This window comes from Rahnella sp. P4_A8 (assembly GCF_056402435.1).
In genome coordinates this window covers 19,825-34,344 of the sequence record NZ_JBFUHK010000018.1, presented here as the reverse complement: position 1 = coordinate 34,344, position 14,520 = coordinate 19,825, and the positions used below count along the sequence as shown (strand labels likewise).

The 14,520-nt window shown below is 55.1% G+C and carries 12 protein-coding genes; 8 read left to right on the top strand and 4 right to left on the bottom strand.

The genetic code is table 11. From position 1 onward, the window contains the following. The first annotated feature begins 218 nt into the window (after nucleotides 1–218). Nucleotides 219–1,217, top strand: coding sequence for a 2-keto-3-deoxygluconate transporter (gene kdgT, locus AC1DUO_RS11875; protein ID WP_013575896.1), 999 nt, complete (start codon nucleotides 219–221; stop codon nucleotides 1,215–1,217). A 57-nt stretch (nucleotides 1,218–1,274) separates the two neighbouring features. Here kdgT and lsrK read toward each other — a convergent pair whose 3' ends face one another. Both lsrK and lsrR read right to left on the bottom strand, forming a co-directional pair. Continuing rightward, nucleotides 1,275–2,867, bottom strand: coding sequence for an autoinducer-2 kinase (gene lsrK / locus AC1DUO_RS11870; RefSeq protein WP_013575895.1), 1,593 nt, complete (start codon nucleotides 2,865–2,867; stop codon nucleotides 1,275–1,277). 70 nt (nucleotides 2,868–2,937) lie between these two features. Further along, nucleotides 2,938–3,912, bottom strand: coding sequence for a transcriptional regulator LsrR (gene lsrR / locus AC1DUO_RS11865; protein WP_013575894.1), 975 nt, complete (start codon nucleotides 3,910–3,912; stop codon nucleotides 2,938–2,940). A 231-nt stretch (nucleotides 3,913–4,143) separates the two neighbouring features. Between lsrR and lsrA the strand changes: the two genes are divergently transcribed. The 6 genes from lsrA to lsrG are packed head-to-tail and all read left to right on the top strand — an operon-like array spanning nucleotide 4,144 to nucleotide 10,020. Further along, a complete protein-coding gene (lsrA, locus tag AC1DUO_RS11860) occupies nucleotides 4,144–5,706 on the top strand; it encodes an autoinducer 2 ABC transporter ATP-binding protein LsrA (protein ID WP_119261739.1) in 1,563 nt (520 codons plus the stop codon). Then, the gene (gene lsrC / locus AC1DUO_RS11855; protein ID WP_119261738.1) at nucleotides 5,700–6,776 is read left to right on the top strand and encodes an autoinducer 2 ABC transporter permease LsrC; all 1,077 of its coding nucleotides are present in this window, start codon (nucleotides 5,700–5,702) and stop codon (nucleotides 6,774–6,776) included. Before lsrA ends, lsrC begins: the two co-directional genes overlap by 7 nt. Further along, nucleotides 6,776–7,801, top strand: a complete 1,026-nt coding sequence (gene lsrD / locus AC1DUO_RS11850) for an autoinducer 2 ABC transporter permease LsrD (protein WP_119261737.1) — start codon at nucleotides 6,776–6,778, stop codon at nucleotides 7,799–7,801. The genes lsrC and lsrD overlap by 1 nt, the downstream gene beginning before the upstream one ends. 28 nt (nucleotides 7,802–7,829) lie before the next feature. Further along, nucleotides 7,830–8,831 carry an autoinducer 2 ABC transporter substrate-binding protein LsrB gene (gene lsrB / locus AC1DUO_RS11845; protein WP_369794782.1) on the top strand — a complete coding sequence of 334 codons (1,002 nt, stop codon included), beginning with the start codon at nucleotides 7,830–7,832 and terminating at the stop codon, nucleotides 8,829–8,831. A gap of 19 nt (nucleotides 8,832–8,850) precedes the next feature. Continuing rightward, entirely contained in the window at nucleotides 8,851–9,726 is an 876-nt protein-coding gene (gene lsrF / locus AC1DUO_RS11840) for a 3-hydroxy-5-phosphonooxypentane-2,4-dione thiolase (RefSeq protein ID WP_013575889.1), read from the top strand. A 3-nt stretch (nucleotides 9,727–9,729) separates the two neighbouring features. Beyond that, entirely contained in the window at nucleotides 9,730–10,020 is a 291-nt protein-coding gene (gene lsrG / locus AC1DUO_RS11835; protein WP_037034453.1) for a (4S)-4-hydroxy-5-phosphonooxypentane-2,3-dione isomerase, read from the top strand. A gap of 197 nt (nucleotides 10,021–10,217) precedes the next feature. On the opposite strand, the gene xylB is transcribed toward lsrG, so the two are convergent. Then, nucleotides 10,218–11,669: a xylulokinase gene (xylB, locus tag AC1DUO_RS11830; protein ID WP_119261736.1), complete on the bottom strand. Its 1,452-nt coding sequence runs from the start codon at nucleotides 11,667–11,669 to the stop codon at nucleotides 10,218–10,220. Nucleotides 11,670–11,760: 91 nt separating this feature from the next. Further along, the gene (gene xylA, locus AC1DUO_RS11825) at nucleotides 11,761–13,080 is read right to left on the bottom strand and encodes a xylose isomerase (protein WP_037034451.1); all 1,320 of its coding nucleotides are present in this window, start codon (nucleotides 13,078–13,080) and stop codon (nucleotides 11,761–11,763) included. Between the two features lie 381 nt (nucleotides 13,081–13,461). On the opposite strand from xylA, the gene xylF reads away from it, so the two are divergent. Next, entirely contained in the window at nucleotides 13,462–14,454 is a 993-nt protein-coding gene (gene xylF / locus AC1DUO_RS11820; protein ID WP_477987464.1) for a D-xylose ABC transporter substrate-binding protein, read from the top strand. The last annotated feature ends 66 nt before the right edge of the window (nucleotides 14,455–14,520 follow it).

The following is a 14,520-nucleotide window of genomic DNA, read 5'->3' as shown; positions in this document are numbered from 1 at the left end:
GGCTTTTTTGTTTTTGTGTGTTAAGTATTTTCGGACAAATAATTCGAAAATGTGATTTCTCTCCGAAATTAAATATTGACGGAGTAAATTATTAAAACTACCGATCTAAAAAATAGAAACATCGTTTCAATTTATGAGTTGAATCACTTTTATCACCCTGAGAAATGGATAACGTAGCGGCATCAGGTAGTCCGTGACTTTTAAATCAGGTGAAAATTATGCACATTAAACGAGCGATAGAAAAAATCCCCGGCGGGATGATGTTGGTGCCTCTCTTCATTGGTGCGCTGTGCCATACCTTCGCGCCTGATTCGGGCAAATATTTTGGTTCCTTCACCAACGGGCTGATGACCGGCACCGTACCTATTCTGGCGGTGTGGTTCTTCTGCATGGGAGCCTCCATCAAACTCAGCGCGACCGGCACGGTGTTGCGTAAATCCGGCACGTTGGTGGTCACCAAAATCGCGGTGGCGTGGATTGTTGCGGCGATAGCATCACGGTTCATGCCGGAAAATGGTGTGGAATTCGGCTTCTTCGCCGGACTTTCCGTGCTGGCGCTGGTGGCTGCAATGGACATGACCAACGGCGGCCTGTATGCCTCGGTAATGCAGCAATACGGCACGAAAGAAGAAGCGGGCGCATTTGTGCTGATGTCTCTGGAATCCGGCCCGCTGATGACTATGGTGATCCTCGGCACGGCAGGCATCGCGTCTTTTGAACCGCACGTCTTCGTTGGCGCCGTGTTGCCATTCCTGGTCGGTTTCAGCCTGGGCAATCTCGACCCGGAACTGCGCGAATTCTTCAGCAAAGCGGTACAAACCCTGATCCCGTTCTTCGCCTTCGCACTCGGTAACACCATCAACCTGAACGTCATCGCACAAACCGGTCTGTTAGGTGTGTTGCTGGGGATGTCGGTTATCGTCATCACCGGTATTCCGCTGATCCTCGCTGACAAATTCATCGGAGGCGGCGATGGTACCGCCGGTCTCGCTGCCTCCAGTTCAGCGGGGGCCGCAGTGGCAACGCCGGTCCTGATTGCTGAAATGGTGCCGCAGTTCAAACCGATTGCCCCGGCTGCAACCGCGCTGGTTGCTACCTCGGTTATCGTCACCTCAATTCTGGTGCCGATCCTGACCGCAATGTGGTCGAGAAGAGTGAAGAACAAAGCAGTGAAAGGCAAAGTGGCGATGGATCCGCCGATGGCGAGTATCAAATAACGCCAGATTTGGATTACTCCTCCCCTTCGCAGGGGAGGAGGCAGTCCGGAATTATCCTCACAGTCCTGGCGCTTTCCACATCGACGTCGTTAGCTGCCGGTCCACCAGCCCCAGTTGATCCGCATACACTTCCTGCCAGTTGGCTTTCTGCACCAGATATTTTGCGTGGTTCGCCACATCCGGCTGATATTCCCGTTCCCAGCGCACCAGGGCTTCACCGGTGTCTGCAAGCGACGAATACACGCCTGCCGCGACACCCGCTGCAATCGCACAACCCAGCGCGGTGGCTTCTTTGACCACCGGCACATTGACCGGAACACCCGTCACATCACTTAAAATCTGACACCATAATTTGCCCTTCGAACCGCCGCCGGAGAACACCAGCGACCTGGCGCGTACACCGGAAAATCGGGCGATCATATCCAGATTACACGCCGATACGATGGCGGCGTTTTCTTCTAACGCGCGGAACAGCACCGGTTTGTTGCATTTTTCCGGGTCGATGGACAGATTGATGAACGACGGGGCGGCGTGATACCAGTTCTTGAAATGCATCGCATCCGAGAATACCGGCGTGACGCCCCAGGCCCCCACAGGCACGCGGGCGGCCATGTCTTCCAGCAAGCTGTAAGCATCCACGCCAAGACGCTGCGCCATGGTTTTCTCTTCGGTACAGAATGCGTCACGGAACCAGCGCATGGTCAGTCCGGTAAAGAAACTGATGGATTCGGCCTGTGCCATACCGGGGATGACGTGCGGATTGACGCGGATATTCATTTCGGGGTCGGTGACCGCTTCCGGCAGGTTGACGATTTGCTGCCAGAATGTGCCGCCAAGGACGGCGGTCTGGCCGGGACGCACCAGACCCAGGCCGAGCGTGCCAAGTTGCGCGTCGCCGCCACCCATGCCGACCGGCGTTCCGGCTTTCAGTCCACAGGCATCGGCCGCGCTGGCCGTGACATAACCGAGGCGTGTACCCGTTTCAGCCACCGGAGAAAGCATATCGGCGCGCAGCCCTGCCATATCCAGCAACTCAGGTCGCCAGTTGCGGGTGGTTAAATCCAGCATGCCGGTGGTACCGGCGTTGGACGGATCCACCGCCAGTTCGCCGCTGAGCATGTAGGCCAGCCAGTCGCTGATCATGGTAATAGTGGCAGCCTGACGGTAAATATCGGGGCGGTGATGGGCCAGCCATAGCAGGCGCGGCATGGCGCTGAGGGCCAGTGTCTGACCGGAGCATTCATAGACTTCGCGTTCAAATTCGAAATCGTGGATCTCTTTTAATTCGGAAACTTCACGGCTGGCGCGGGCATCGACGTTGGCGCAGGCCCAGACAGGTTCGCCGGATTTGTCGTACAGCACGATCCCTTCACGCATGGAACAGGCCGCCACTGCGCGGATCGCAGAAGCGGGGAGATGTGCTTCCTGCAATGCCTGACGAATACACTGACAGGCCAGTTGCCAGTTTTTTTGCAGATCAAATTCCATTGAACCGGGCACATCCGGCACCGCCAGATGGATCCATTCGGCCTGTCCGGCGGCTATCTGCTCGCCTTCGAGATTGAAAATCACCGCGCGGATACTGCCGGTACCAGCATCCAGCGCCATCAGATAGTTGCGGTCGTGGTCAGAGTTCAGGGTAGAGGTCATCGCAATGTTCTCTCGTGCCAGTTTATCGGGCACCGTGTACCTGACCGCCACGCCCCTTACACCCTGCGGGTCAGTCGAGCAGCGCCAGCATGGCTCTTGCTGTGCTCTCTTCAGTTACCAGTGCATTAATTCGTCTGCCTTTCAGCGCCGCGACGATGGCTTCAGCTTTCTCGACCCCACCTGCGACGCCTAACACGGTCGGAATGCTGGCCAGTTCGTCCGGCGCGACGGCAATCAGCTCATCGTGGATTGCCATGTTTTCTGCCAGCTCGCCGTTGCGCTGCATAAAGAAACCGAGAATGTCGCCGACTGCGCCTTTACGGCCAAACAGCAGCTGCTCACCTTCGCTGATATAACCGGAACGCAAAATAGTCGCGTCCTGTTTCTGGTTCAGCGAGCCAATGCCGACGACCGCAATATCTGCCGCGCAGGCGGCCAGCATGACATCGTGTACATTACGTTCCTGACGGAAAATAGCCGCTACGCTGGCTGATGACGCCCGCAGCGGAGCCGGAATAATGCTCACTCCGCAGGCTGCATCAAGCTGACCAATCCCGGTCATATAGGGCCCGACGCCGCCGGAAAGCGTGACCATGCGGATTTGTTGTGAGGAGATGAATCCGCTCAGATGTTGCAACGTACTCATCGCCGTTTCGCCAAAACCCACAGCCAGCAGTTGTTCCGGCCTGAGCAATGTCATCAGCATGTGTGCTGCGCCGACCCCCAGCCGTGTGCTCAGCGAGCCGTCGGCCAGTTGTGGCAGCACGCGGATCTGCTGTAAACCAAAGCGTTCGAGCAGGGTATTTTCCAGCGTCAAACAGCCCTCAAAACGCGAGTTAATTTGTACGCGGATCACTCCTGACTGCCGGCCTTTTTCCAGCAGGCGTGACACTTTCAGCCGCGTCAAACCAAGCCGTTCACCAATTTCATTCTGGGTCAGGCCGTCGTGGTAATAGAACCACGCGGTGCGCGCCAGCAGTTCCTCTTCGCCCATGCTGAATTCCGGATGGTTAGTCAAATCGGAAAGCGTTGTCTTCTCATTCATAGTGAACACTTATCAAAATGTAGATCAATTGTTCGTTAACAAAATGTTGTTAACTGTGATGTGTTTTGCAAATTTCAAATGATTACTGCCTGAATCATAACGCAGAGTATATGAGTTGAACAAACTGTGATCAGCACAAAAGTTTTCCCTGCCACCTCGGTCTAGTTTTATGAACAATGTTAAATGATAAATACATTTGTTCAATTAATGTATCAAGCCAGAGGCCGGTGTATGCAGAGCAGCAAACAGTTATCAGCAGACCTGCAAACCACGAACCTGCTGTTGCAGGTCAGCGGTGTCAGTAAAAGCTTTTCCGGCGTGGCAGTGCTGAAAGACATCGATTTCAGCCTGCAAGGCGGAGAAGTCCACGCGCTGCTTGGCGGCAATGGAGCGGGTAAATCGACACTGATGAAAATCATTGCCGGTGTCGAAATAGCCGACAGTGGCACGTTACTGCTCGGCGGCGAGCCTTTACTGGCGCAGTCACCAGCAAAAGCGCATCAGGCGGGGATTTATCTGGTACCGCAGGAGCCGATGCTGTTTCCCAGCCTGACCGTGCGCGAAAACATCCTGTTCCGCCTGCCTGCACATCAGGCCGGCGAAAAAAAATTGCAGCAAACGCTGGCTGATCTGGGGTGCAATTTACCGCTGGGTGCCCTTGCCGGAACCCTGGAAGTGGCCGATCAGCAACTGGTGGAAATCCTGCGCGGGCTGATGCGCGATGCGCGGCTGTTGATCCTTGATGAACCAACCGCCTCGCTGACACCGGCGGAATCCGCCCGCCTGTTTACACAAGTCCGTCATCTCACCGGGCAGGGCGTCGGGGTGGTATTCATCTCGCACAAACTGCCGGAAATACGTGCGATTGCCGACCGGGTCAGTGTGATGCGTGATGGCAAAATTGCGCTCAGCGGCAGGCTCGCCGAACTGGATAACGATGCGCTGATCCGCGCCATCACCCCGCATTCCCAGGACACCGCGCTGCCCGCAGAACAAAAGTTGTGGCTGGATTTACCCGGCACACGACGCAACCCGGCAGGCAGCGAACCGGTCTTGCAGGTGCAAAACCTGACCGGTGAGGGCTTTATTAATATTTCATTCAGCGCCCGCGCCGGGGAAATCGTCGGGCTGGCAGGCGTGGTGGGGGCAGGGCGCACCGAACTGGCAGAAACCCTGTATGGCCTGCGTGACGCCCGACGTGGTCAGGTGCTTTTGCAGCAACAAGACATCAGCGGCCTGACGACCTTACAGCGGCTGAAAAAAGGGCTGGTGTATTTGCCGGAAGACCGGCAGGCATCCGGCCTGTATCTCGACGCGCCGCTGAGCTGGAACACCACCTCACTCACCTTCAACCGTCAGGGCTGGTGGCTGAACATCAAACGCGAAGCGGCGGTGCTCGAACGCTATCACCGTGCGCTCGGCATTCAATACCGCGACGGGTCACAAACTGCCCGTACGCTTTCCGGCGGTAATCAGCAAAAACTGTTGATCGCCAAATGTCTTGAGGCACAGCCCGCGGTGCTGATTGTCGATGAACCTACGCGCGGCGTGGATGTGTCCGCGCGCGCTGACATTTACCAGTTGCTGCGCGAAGTGGTGCAACAGAACGTGGCGGTGATCCTGATTTCATCTGATCTGGATGAAATTGAAGGACTGGCGGATCGGGTATTCGTTATGCATCAGGGGGAAATGAGCGGCGAATTGCAGGGCAGCGACATCAACGTCAGCAACATTATGCATATCGCATTTGGTAATCATGCCAAAACCCCCGCCACCGGAGGAACCTCATGCTAAAGCGGATACAAAACAATCGTGAACTGACCGCGCTGATGGCGATTATTGCGCTGTTTGCCTTGCTCGGTGCGATGGACCGGCAGTCGTTCAGCTTTCAGACACTGAGCATGATTTTTGGCAGCGCGCAGATCCTGATGTTGCTGGCGATGGGGGCCACTGTGGTGATGCTGACCCGCAACATCGACGTGTCGGTCGGTTCCGTTACCGGCCTGTGCGCCGTGACGCTGGGGGTTTTGCTCAACGGCGGCGTGAACCTGCCGCTGGCCTGTCTGCTGACTCTCGGCACCGGTTTACTGGCCGGAATATTTAACGGTGTGCTGGTCGCCTGGCTGCGTATTCCGGCGATTGTCGCCACGCTCGGTACGCTGGGTTTATACCGCGGGCTGATGCTGCTGATGACTGGCGGCAAATGGATTGAAGGCTTACCGGCCGGGCTGAAATCTCTGTCAGAACCGTTTTTCCTCAATGTCTCCCCGCTCGGCTGGCTGGTGATTGTCTTGCTGGCTGCGATGTTCTGGATGCTGGGTCGCACGGCGTTTGGCCGCAGTTTCTACGCTGTCGGCGACAACTTACAGGGCGCCAGACAACTTGGCGTGGCCGTCAACCGGGTACGCATTCTGGCATTTGGCATTAACGGCATGATGGCCGCCATTGCCGGAATTGTCTTCGCTTCACAAATCGGCTTCGTGCCCAATCAGACCGGCAGCGGGCTGGAGATGAAAGCCATCGCCGCCTGCGTGCTGGGCGGCATCAGCCTGCTCGGCGGCACCGGCTCCATTCTCGGTGCGGTGCTCGGCGCGTATTTCCTGACCCAAATTGACAGCGTGCTGGTGCTGTTACGCCTTCCGGCGTGGTGGAACGATTTTATCGCCGGGCTGGTGCTGCTGGCGGTGCTGGTATTTGACGGCAGATTGCGGCAGGCGCTGGAGAAAAACTTGCGGCGGCAGAAGTATTCACGCTTTCTGGCGGCCACGCCGCCGCCTCAGAAGAAACCCGCTGAACGCAAATCTCAGCAACCGAAAAATACAAGCCGCCGGCTAAGTACCGGCAAAAAGAGCGGGGTAGTGTGATGAACAAACTCCAACAATATGGCTGGGAAATCGCGCTGCTGGCGTTGCTGGTCATCGAAATCTTACTGTTCGGTTTCGCCAATCCGCGCATGCTGGACGCCAGTACGCTGCTGTTCAGCACCAGTGATTTCATCACCATCGGGATTGTGGCGTTGCCACTGACACTGGTGATTGTCAGCGGCGGTATCGACATTTCCTTTGGTTCCACCATCGGACTGTGCGCCATCGCGCTCGGTGTACTGTGTCAGGCCGGTGTGCCGCTGGCACTGGCCATTATGCTTACGCTGACACTGGGCGCGGCCTGTGGTTTGCTCAATGCGGCGCTGATTCTTTATACCGGCGTGAATCCGCTGGTCATCACGCTGGGGACGCTCTACCTGTTCGGCGGCAGCGCCTTACTGCTTTCCGGGCTGGCGGGCGCGACGGGTTTTGAGGGTATCGGTAATTTCCCCGATGCGTTCACCAACTTTGCCAATCAGATTGTGCTGGGCCTGCCCATGCCGCTGGTGATCTTCCTGCTGGCGACACTGTTTTTCTGGCTGCTGATGCACCGCAGTCGCACCGGTCGCAACGTCTTCCTCATCGGTCAGAATGCCCGAGTGGCGCGTTATGGCGCATTGCCGGTCAGCCGCACGGTGTTTGCGCTCTACGGCATGACCGGGCTGGCGTCGGCCGTGGCCGCCATTTTGATGACTTCGTATTTCGGCTCGGCGCGTTCTGATCTCGGTAATGCGCTGCTGATGCCCGCTATCACCGCGGTCGTGCTGGGCGGTGCCAATATCTACGGCGGTTCAGGTTCCATTCTCGGCACAGCGCTGGCGACACTGCTGATCGGGTATCTCCAGCAGGGTTTGCAGATGGTTGGCGTCTCCAGTCAGGTTTCCAGTGCGCTGTCCGGCGCGCTGCTGATCCTGGTGGTGATTGGCCGCTCTGCCAGCCTCAACCGTGGTCTTATCCGCAGTGTTTTCCAGCGCTATTGCCGGCGCGGGTCTGCGCCTTCTCCTTCCTTGACGTCTTCTCAATAAGCCGGGGTTAATGATGAAAGCCAACACAATGAAAATCTTGTTAATTGCCAGTGCCGTGAGCCTCGCGTGTCTGAGCGCACAGGCGGCTGAACGTATCGCCTTTATCCCAAAACTGGTGGGCGTCGGTTATTTCACCAGCGGCGGCAACGGCGCAATGGCCGCCGGTAAAGCGCTGGGCGCGGACGTGACCTACGACGGTCCGACCGAGCCGAGCGTTTCCGGTCAGGTGCAGATGATCAACAACTTCGTCAATCAGGGATACAACGCGATTGTGGTGGCGGCGGTATCACCCGACGGCCTGTGTCCGGCGCTTAAACGCGCGATGCAACGCGGCGTGAAAGTGCTGACCTGGGATTCCGATACCAAACCGGAATGCCGCTCGATTTACATCAATCAGGGCACACCACAACAACTGGGTTCGATGCTGGTTGAGATGACCTCCAGCCAGGTGAAAAAAGAGAAAGCGAAAGTGGCGTTCTTCTATTCCAGCCCGACAGTGACGGATCAGAATCAGTGGGTGAAAGAGGCGAAAGCCAAAATCGCCAAAGAGCATCCGGGCTGGGAAATCGTGACCACGCAATACGGTTATAACGATGCCACTAAATCCCTGCAAACCGCCGAAGGGATCCTGAAATCTTATGGCGATCTGGATGCGATTATTGCGCCTGATGCCAACGCATTACCGGCAGCGGCTCAGGCGGCGGAAAACCTCAAACGTACCAACGTGACCATCGTCGGTTTCAGTACGCCAAACGTCATGCGCCCGTATGTCGAACGCGGCACGGTGAAACAGTTCGGTCTGTGGGACGTGGTCAGCCAGGGCAAAATTTCGGTTTATGTCGCCGATCAGTTATTGAAAAAAGGCGCGCTTAACGTGGGTGACAAACTGGATGTGCCGGACGTCGGAACGGTGGAAGTGGTGCCGAACAGCGTGCAGGGCTACCAGTATGAGGCCAAAGGTAACGGCATCGTTTTACTGCCGGAACGCGTGGTCTTCACCAAAGACAACATCGGCAAATACGACTTCTGATCAGTAAGGAGAAAAGAAAATGGCAGATCTGGACGATATCAGAGACGGCAAAAATTTCGGCATCGGCACGCCGCAGGATAATCACGCGTTCTTCCTCAAGGGCAGCGGTCAGCTTGACTGGGGAATGCAGTCGCGGCTGGCGCGGATTTTCAATCCGCAGTCTGGCCGGACGGTGATGCTGGCGTTTGACCACGGTTATTTTCAGGGGCCGACGACCGGCCTTGAACGCATCGACATCAACATTGCGCCTTTGTTTTCGCATACCGACGTGCTGATGTGTACCCGTGGCGTACTGCGCAGCGTGGTGCCTGCGGCGGTGAACAAACCGGTGGTGATGCGGGCTTCCGGTGGTAACTCGATCCTGACTGAACTCTCTAACGAAACGGTGGCGGTGGCGATTGAAGATGCGCTGCGCCTGAATGTCGCCGCGATGGCAGCGCAGGTGTATATCGGCAGTGAATACGAACATCAGTCGATCAAAAACATTATTCAACTGGTCGATCAGGGGATGCGTTACGGCATGCCGACCATGGCGGTGACCGGCGTCGGCAAAGACATGGCGCGGGATCAGCGTTACTTCTCGCTGGCAACCCGCATTGCCGCTGAAATGGGCGCGAACATTATCAAAACCTACTATGTCGATGAAGGTTTCGAACGCGTCGCAGCGGGATGTCCGGTGCCGATAGTGATTGCTGGCGGCAAAAAATTGCCGGAACGCGAGGCGCTGGAAATGTGCTTCAAAGCCATCGATCAGGGCGCATCCGGTGTGGACATGGGGCGCAACATCTTCCAGTCCGAATCGCCGGTTGCCATGCTGAAAGCGGTGAAAGCGGTGGTGCATGAAAACGCCAGCGTGGCGCATGCTTATGAACTGTTCCTGAGTGAAAAGGGGTGAATCATGGAAGTGACACTGGTCGAAATTAATGTTCAGCCGGAAAAGGTGGATGAGTTCCTGGCGGTATTTCACGCTAACCATTTGGGCGCGGTGAAGGAACCGGGAAATCTCAGATTTGATGTGTTGCAGGACGAGGCGGTACCGACGCGCTTCTTTATCTACGAAGCCTATCAGGATAACGACGCTGTGCTGGCACACAAGAAAACACCGCACTATTTGAAATGCGTCGAGGCGCTGGAGGGGATTATGTCGGAGCCGAGGAAGAAGACGGTGTTTAAAGGGGTATATCCGTAAGGTAAAAACGGGTTTGCTCCACCTTTAGTGAGGACCATAGCGGAGCATTATTAGTTTTGGCTCCTCCCCCTGCGAAGGGGGAGGCTGGGAGGGGGTTTTAGGGGCTAACACTTAGTCAAAGCTGACTTTAACTGTCTGATTTTTCTTTAATACCCCACCCCAACCCTCCCCTTCGCAGGGGAGGGAGCAGTCTTGTATTACATCAACCCCTCAAGCCTCACATATAACTCCCTGAACACTTCACGCCGCTCCGCATACGCAGTATGCCGTTCTGCGTCCGGCTGATGTACTTGCTCAAGTGGCAGTTCCGGCAGGAACCGCTCCAGCGGTTGCCCCGGATTCATGGCGATTTGTGCTAAACGTGCAGCACCGAGCGCCGGGCCGACATCGCCGCCGGTGCGGTATTCCAGCGTTTTACCGCTGATGTCGGCCAGCATTTGCCGCCAGTAAGGGCTGCGGGCGCCGCCGCCAATCAGCGTGATGCTGTGCGGTTTCAGACCGGTTGCGTGCAGCACGTCCATTCCGTCTGCCAGAGCAAACCCCACACCTTCAAGTACGGCGCGGGCGATATCAGCCGGGCCATGCTGATGGGTCAGGCCGAACAATACACCTTTGGCATTCGGGTTATTATGCGGGGTGCGTTCGCCGGAGAGATACGGCAGGAACCAGACCGGTGAATCTGCAGGCGGGGTCTTTTCTGCCAGACTGATCAGTTCGCCAACCGATGCGGTGCCGGTCAGTTTTGCAGCCCAGTCCAGACAAGAGGCGGCGCTGAGCATGACGGACATCAGATGCCAGGTGTCAGGCAGGGCATGGCAGAAGCTGTGTACCGCCTGCTGCGGATTACTCAGAAAACCGTCGCTTACCGCGAAATACACGCCGGACGTACCCAGGGATAGCATCGCTTGTCCGGTTTTATACAACCCGACACCGACGGCCCCGGCGGCATTATCACCGCCACCGGCAATCACCGGCACGGAATCCATGTTCCAGCGTGAGGCGAGTTCCGGCAACAGGTGTCCGGTAATCTGATTACCTTCGAAAAGCGCGGGCATCTGCTGGCGTGTCAGGCCGGTGGCATGCAGTAATTCGTCATTCCAGTCGCGCTTAGCGACATCCAGCCACAGGGTGCCAGCGGCATCAGACATATCGCTGGCGAACACGCCGGTCATCAGCCAGCGAAGATAATCTTTAGGCAGCAGGACTTTGTCGATTTTGGCAAACAGATCCGGCTCGTTTTCACGTAACCAGAGTAATTTGGGCGCGGTAAAACCGGGCATCATCAGATTACCGGTGATCTGGCGGGAATTCGGGACGTCCGTTTCCAGTTGCTGACACTGGCTGAAACTCCGACCATCGTTCCACAAAATGGCCGGACGTAATACCTGCTGCTGTGCGTCCAGCACGGTGGCGCCATGCATCTGACCCGTCAGGCCAATCGCCTTTACGCCCTGCAGAGAGTGTTGTTGTGACAGTACGGAAACCGCACGGTCTGTTGCATCCCACCAGTCGGCAGGATTTTGCTCAGACCACAACGGATGCGGGCGGGAAAGGGTTAACGCCTCACTGTGGCTGGCGACCACCCGACCTTCTTCGCTGAGTAAAATGGCTTTCACGCCAGAGGTGCCAAGATCTATTCCGAGATACATAGTTTTCCCTTATCTGTTAACCCGAATCTGTAACGATTAACGCCCTGCAATTCCGCGCGCAGCGGGCAGGGCGTCAACTTATTTTAGCCGGTTAACCAAACAGATAGCGGTTAACCAGATTCTCCAGACGCTCCTGCTGACCGCTCTGGTGCTGAGGGGCCAGCGCGTTGTGTTGCGCATAGTTGCTCAGGGATTCCAGTGACATTTTGCCTTGCAGGATCTGCTGGCCCAATTCTGTGTTCCAGCCAGCGTAACGTTGGGCAACATGCTTATCCAGTTCACGGCTTTCAATCATACGGGCTGCCACTTTTAGCGCCAGCGCCATGGTGTCCATTCCACCGATATGGCCGTAGAACAGGTCATATTTATCGGTGCTCTGGCGACGAACTTTTGAGTCAAAGTTCAGGCCTCCGGTGGTGAAACCGCCCGCTTTGATGATTTCATACATCACCAACGCATTTTCTTCCACGCTGTTCGGGAACTGATCGGTGTCCCAGCCACACTGCGGGTCGCCACGGTTTGCATCGACGGAACCGAAGATACCCAGAGCAATTGCGTTAGCAATTTCATGGTGGAATGAGTGACCCGCCAGCGTGGCGTGGTTGGCCTCGATATTCACTTTGATCTCTTTTTCCAGGCCAAACTGTTTCAGGAAGCCATAGACGGAAGCAACATCATAATCATATTGATGCTTGGTCGGTTCCTGCGGTTTAGGTTCGATCAGCAGGGTGCCCTGGAAGCCAATTTTGTGTTTGTGCTCAACGACCATCTGCATGAAGCGACCCAGTTGTTCGCGTTCCTGACGAAGATCAGTATTGAGCAGGGTTTCGTAGCCTTCACGGCCGCCCCACAGCACGTAATTTTCGCCCCCCAGTTGTTTGGTGGCATTCATGGCGTGCACAACCTGCGTTGCGGCCCAGGTATAAATTTCTGGATTAGGATTGGTCGCCGCGCCTGCGCCGTAACGTGGATTGGTGAAGCAGTTAGCTGTACCCCACAACAATTTTACACCGCTGGCTTCCTGCTTTTGCGCCAGTACATCAGTCATGATGGCAAAATTATTGACGTATTCTTTAATTGATGTGCCTTCCGGCGATACGTCAACGTCATGGAAGCAATAGTAAGGCACGTTCAGCTTCTGGAAGAATTCGAAAGCGACATCCGCTTTACTTTTAGCCAGCTCCAGCGCGTCACCGGGATGTTGCCACGGGCGGTCAAAGGCGCCCACACCGAACATGTCATTACCATTCCAGCAGAAGGTGTGCCAGTAACAAGCCGCGAAACGCAGATGCTCAGCCATCGTTTTGCCGAGGATCACTTCTTCAGGGTTGTAATGACGGAATGCCAGCGGATTAGTGCTGTTAGCACCTTCGTAGCGAACTGCGTCGAGCTTGTCGAAATATGCGTGCATTGATAACTCCTTGAAAACGGGCCCAGCGGGACTGGGAGGCTGAGGCTCTATCTTCGGAGTTGACGTGACATCCCACAATTACGTTATTTCACACTCAATTTAATAGAATTATTAAGTGTGCGGCAGATCGCATAAATAACCTTTTTTCTTGTCGTTTTTATCCGTCTTCCACGATATCTCGATAATAAAAGTATCTGGCTTGTGCATATTACAATCAAACTATGATCCCCATCATAATTCCTAAAATAAACAAAAAATCGTAATGCAGTGATTAAAATCTGCAATTGCCGATTAATTACCCAGCGACAACAATCCTTGTGTCATTGCTGTACGCACTTCTCTGTATCTGCCTCTACTTATTCTTATAAAAGGTCTGACATGATGAAAATGAATAAAGTAATTCTTTCTGCCTGTGCCGCATTAGTGCTTTTTAGCCAGTCAGGGTTAGCGAAAGAAATTAAAATTGGTATGGCTATTGATGACTTACGTTTAGAGCGCTGGCAAAAAGACCGTGATATTTTTGTGGCTAAAGCCAAAACGCTCGGCGCAGATGTTTTTGTGCAATCCGCAAACGGCAATGAAGAAACACAAATGGCGCAGATTGAAAATATGATCAACCGTGGCGTCGATGTGCTGGTCATCATCCCGTATAACGGCGAAGTGCTCAGCAACGTGATCGCCGAAGCGAAGCAGGAAGGCATCAAGGTGCTGGCCTATGACCGCATGATTAACAACGCGGACATTGATTTTTATATCTCTTTCGACAATGAAAAGGTCGGGGAGCTGCAGGCACAAAGCCTGGTTGAGCGTGTGCCGCAGGGGAATTATTTCCTGATGGGCGGCTCGCCGGTGGATAACAACGCCAAGCTGTTCCGCGCAGGACAAATGAAAGTGCTGAACCCGCTGATCAAAGACGGGAAGATTAAAGTTGTGGGAGATCAGTGGGCCGATGGCTGGTTGCCGGAAAACGCCCTGAAAATTATGGAAAATGCCCTGACGGCCAACAACAACAAAATTGATGCCGTGGTGGCGTCTAACGATGCGACGGCCGGTGGTGCAGTACAGGCTCTGTCAGCACAAGGGCTGGCAGGGAAAGTAGCGATCTCGGGTCAGGATGCCGATCTCGCGGCGATCAAACGTATCGAAGCCGGTACTCAAACCATGACCGTTTATAAACCGATTACCAAACTGGCCWATGACGCTGCCGAAATCGCGGTGCAGTTAGGCAAAGGGGAAACCCCGAAATCCAATGCCACATTAAATAATGGCAAAAAAGACGTGCCGTCTTATTTATTAACACCGATTCCGGTGGATAAAAATAATATTGAAAGCACCGTGGTGGCCGACGGATTCCACAAAAAATCAGACCTTTAATTTTTCAATATTTTCTATAGAAACAACACTTCCCCCCGGAAGTGTTGTTTCTGCTGGAGGTGAAAG

What these genes read in the sequence shown, in the direction of transcription:
- kdgT (WP_013575896.1), top strand. Translation starts at nt 219, where the DNA reads ATGCACATTAAACGAGCGATAGAAAAAATCCCCGGCGGGATGATGTTG.
- lsrC (WP_119261738.1), top strand. Translation starts at nt 5,700, where the DNA reads ATGCTAAAGCGGATACAAAACAATCGTGAACTGACCGCGCTGATGGCG.
- lsrG (WP_037034453.1), top strand. Translation starts at nt 9,730, where the DNA reads ATGGAAGTGACACTGGTCGAAATTAATGTTCAGCCGGAAAAGGTGGAT.
- xylA (WP_037034451.1), bottom strand. Translation starts at nt 13,080, where the DNA reads ATGCACGCATATTTCGACAAGCTCGACGCAGTTCGCTACGAAGGTGCT.
- lsrR (WP_013575894.1), bottom strand. Translation starts at nt 3,912, where the DNA reads ATGAATGAGAAGACAACGCTTTCCGATTTGACTAACCATCCGGAATTC.
- xylB (WP_119261736.1), bottom strand. Translation starts at nt 11,669, where the DNA reads ATGTATCTCGGAATAGATCTTGGCACCTCTGGCGTGAAAGCCATTTTA.
- lsrB (WP_369794782.1), top strand. Translation starts at nt 7,830, where the DNA reads ATGAAAATCTTGTTAATTGCCAGTGCCGTGAGCCTCGCGTGTCTGAGC.
- lsrK (WP_013575895.1), bottom strand. Translation starts at nt 2,867, where the DNA reads ATGACCTCTACCCTGAACTCTGACCACGACCGCAACTATCTGATGGCG.
- lsrF (WP_013575889.1), top strand. Translation starts at nt 8,851, where the DNA reads ATGGCAGATCTGGACGATATCAGAGACGGCAAAAATTTCGGCATCGGC.
- lsrD (WP_119261737.1), top strand. Translation starts at nt 6,776, where the DNA reads ATGAACAAACTCCAACAATATGGCTGGGAAATCGCGCTGCTGGCGTTG.
- lsrA (WP_119261739.1), top strand. Translation starts at nt 4,144, where the DNA reads ATGCAGAGCAGCAAACAGTTATCAGCAGACCTGCAAACCACGAACCTG.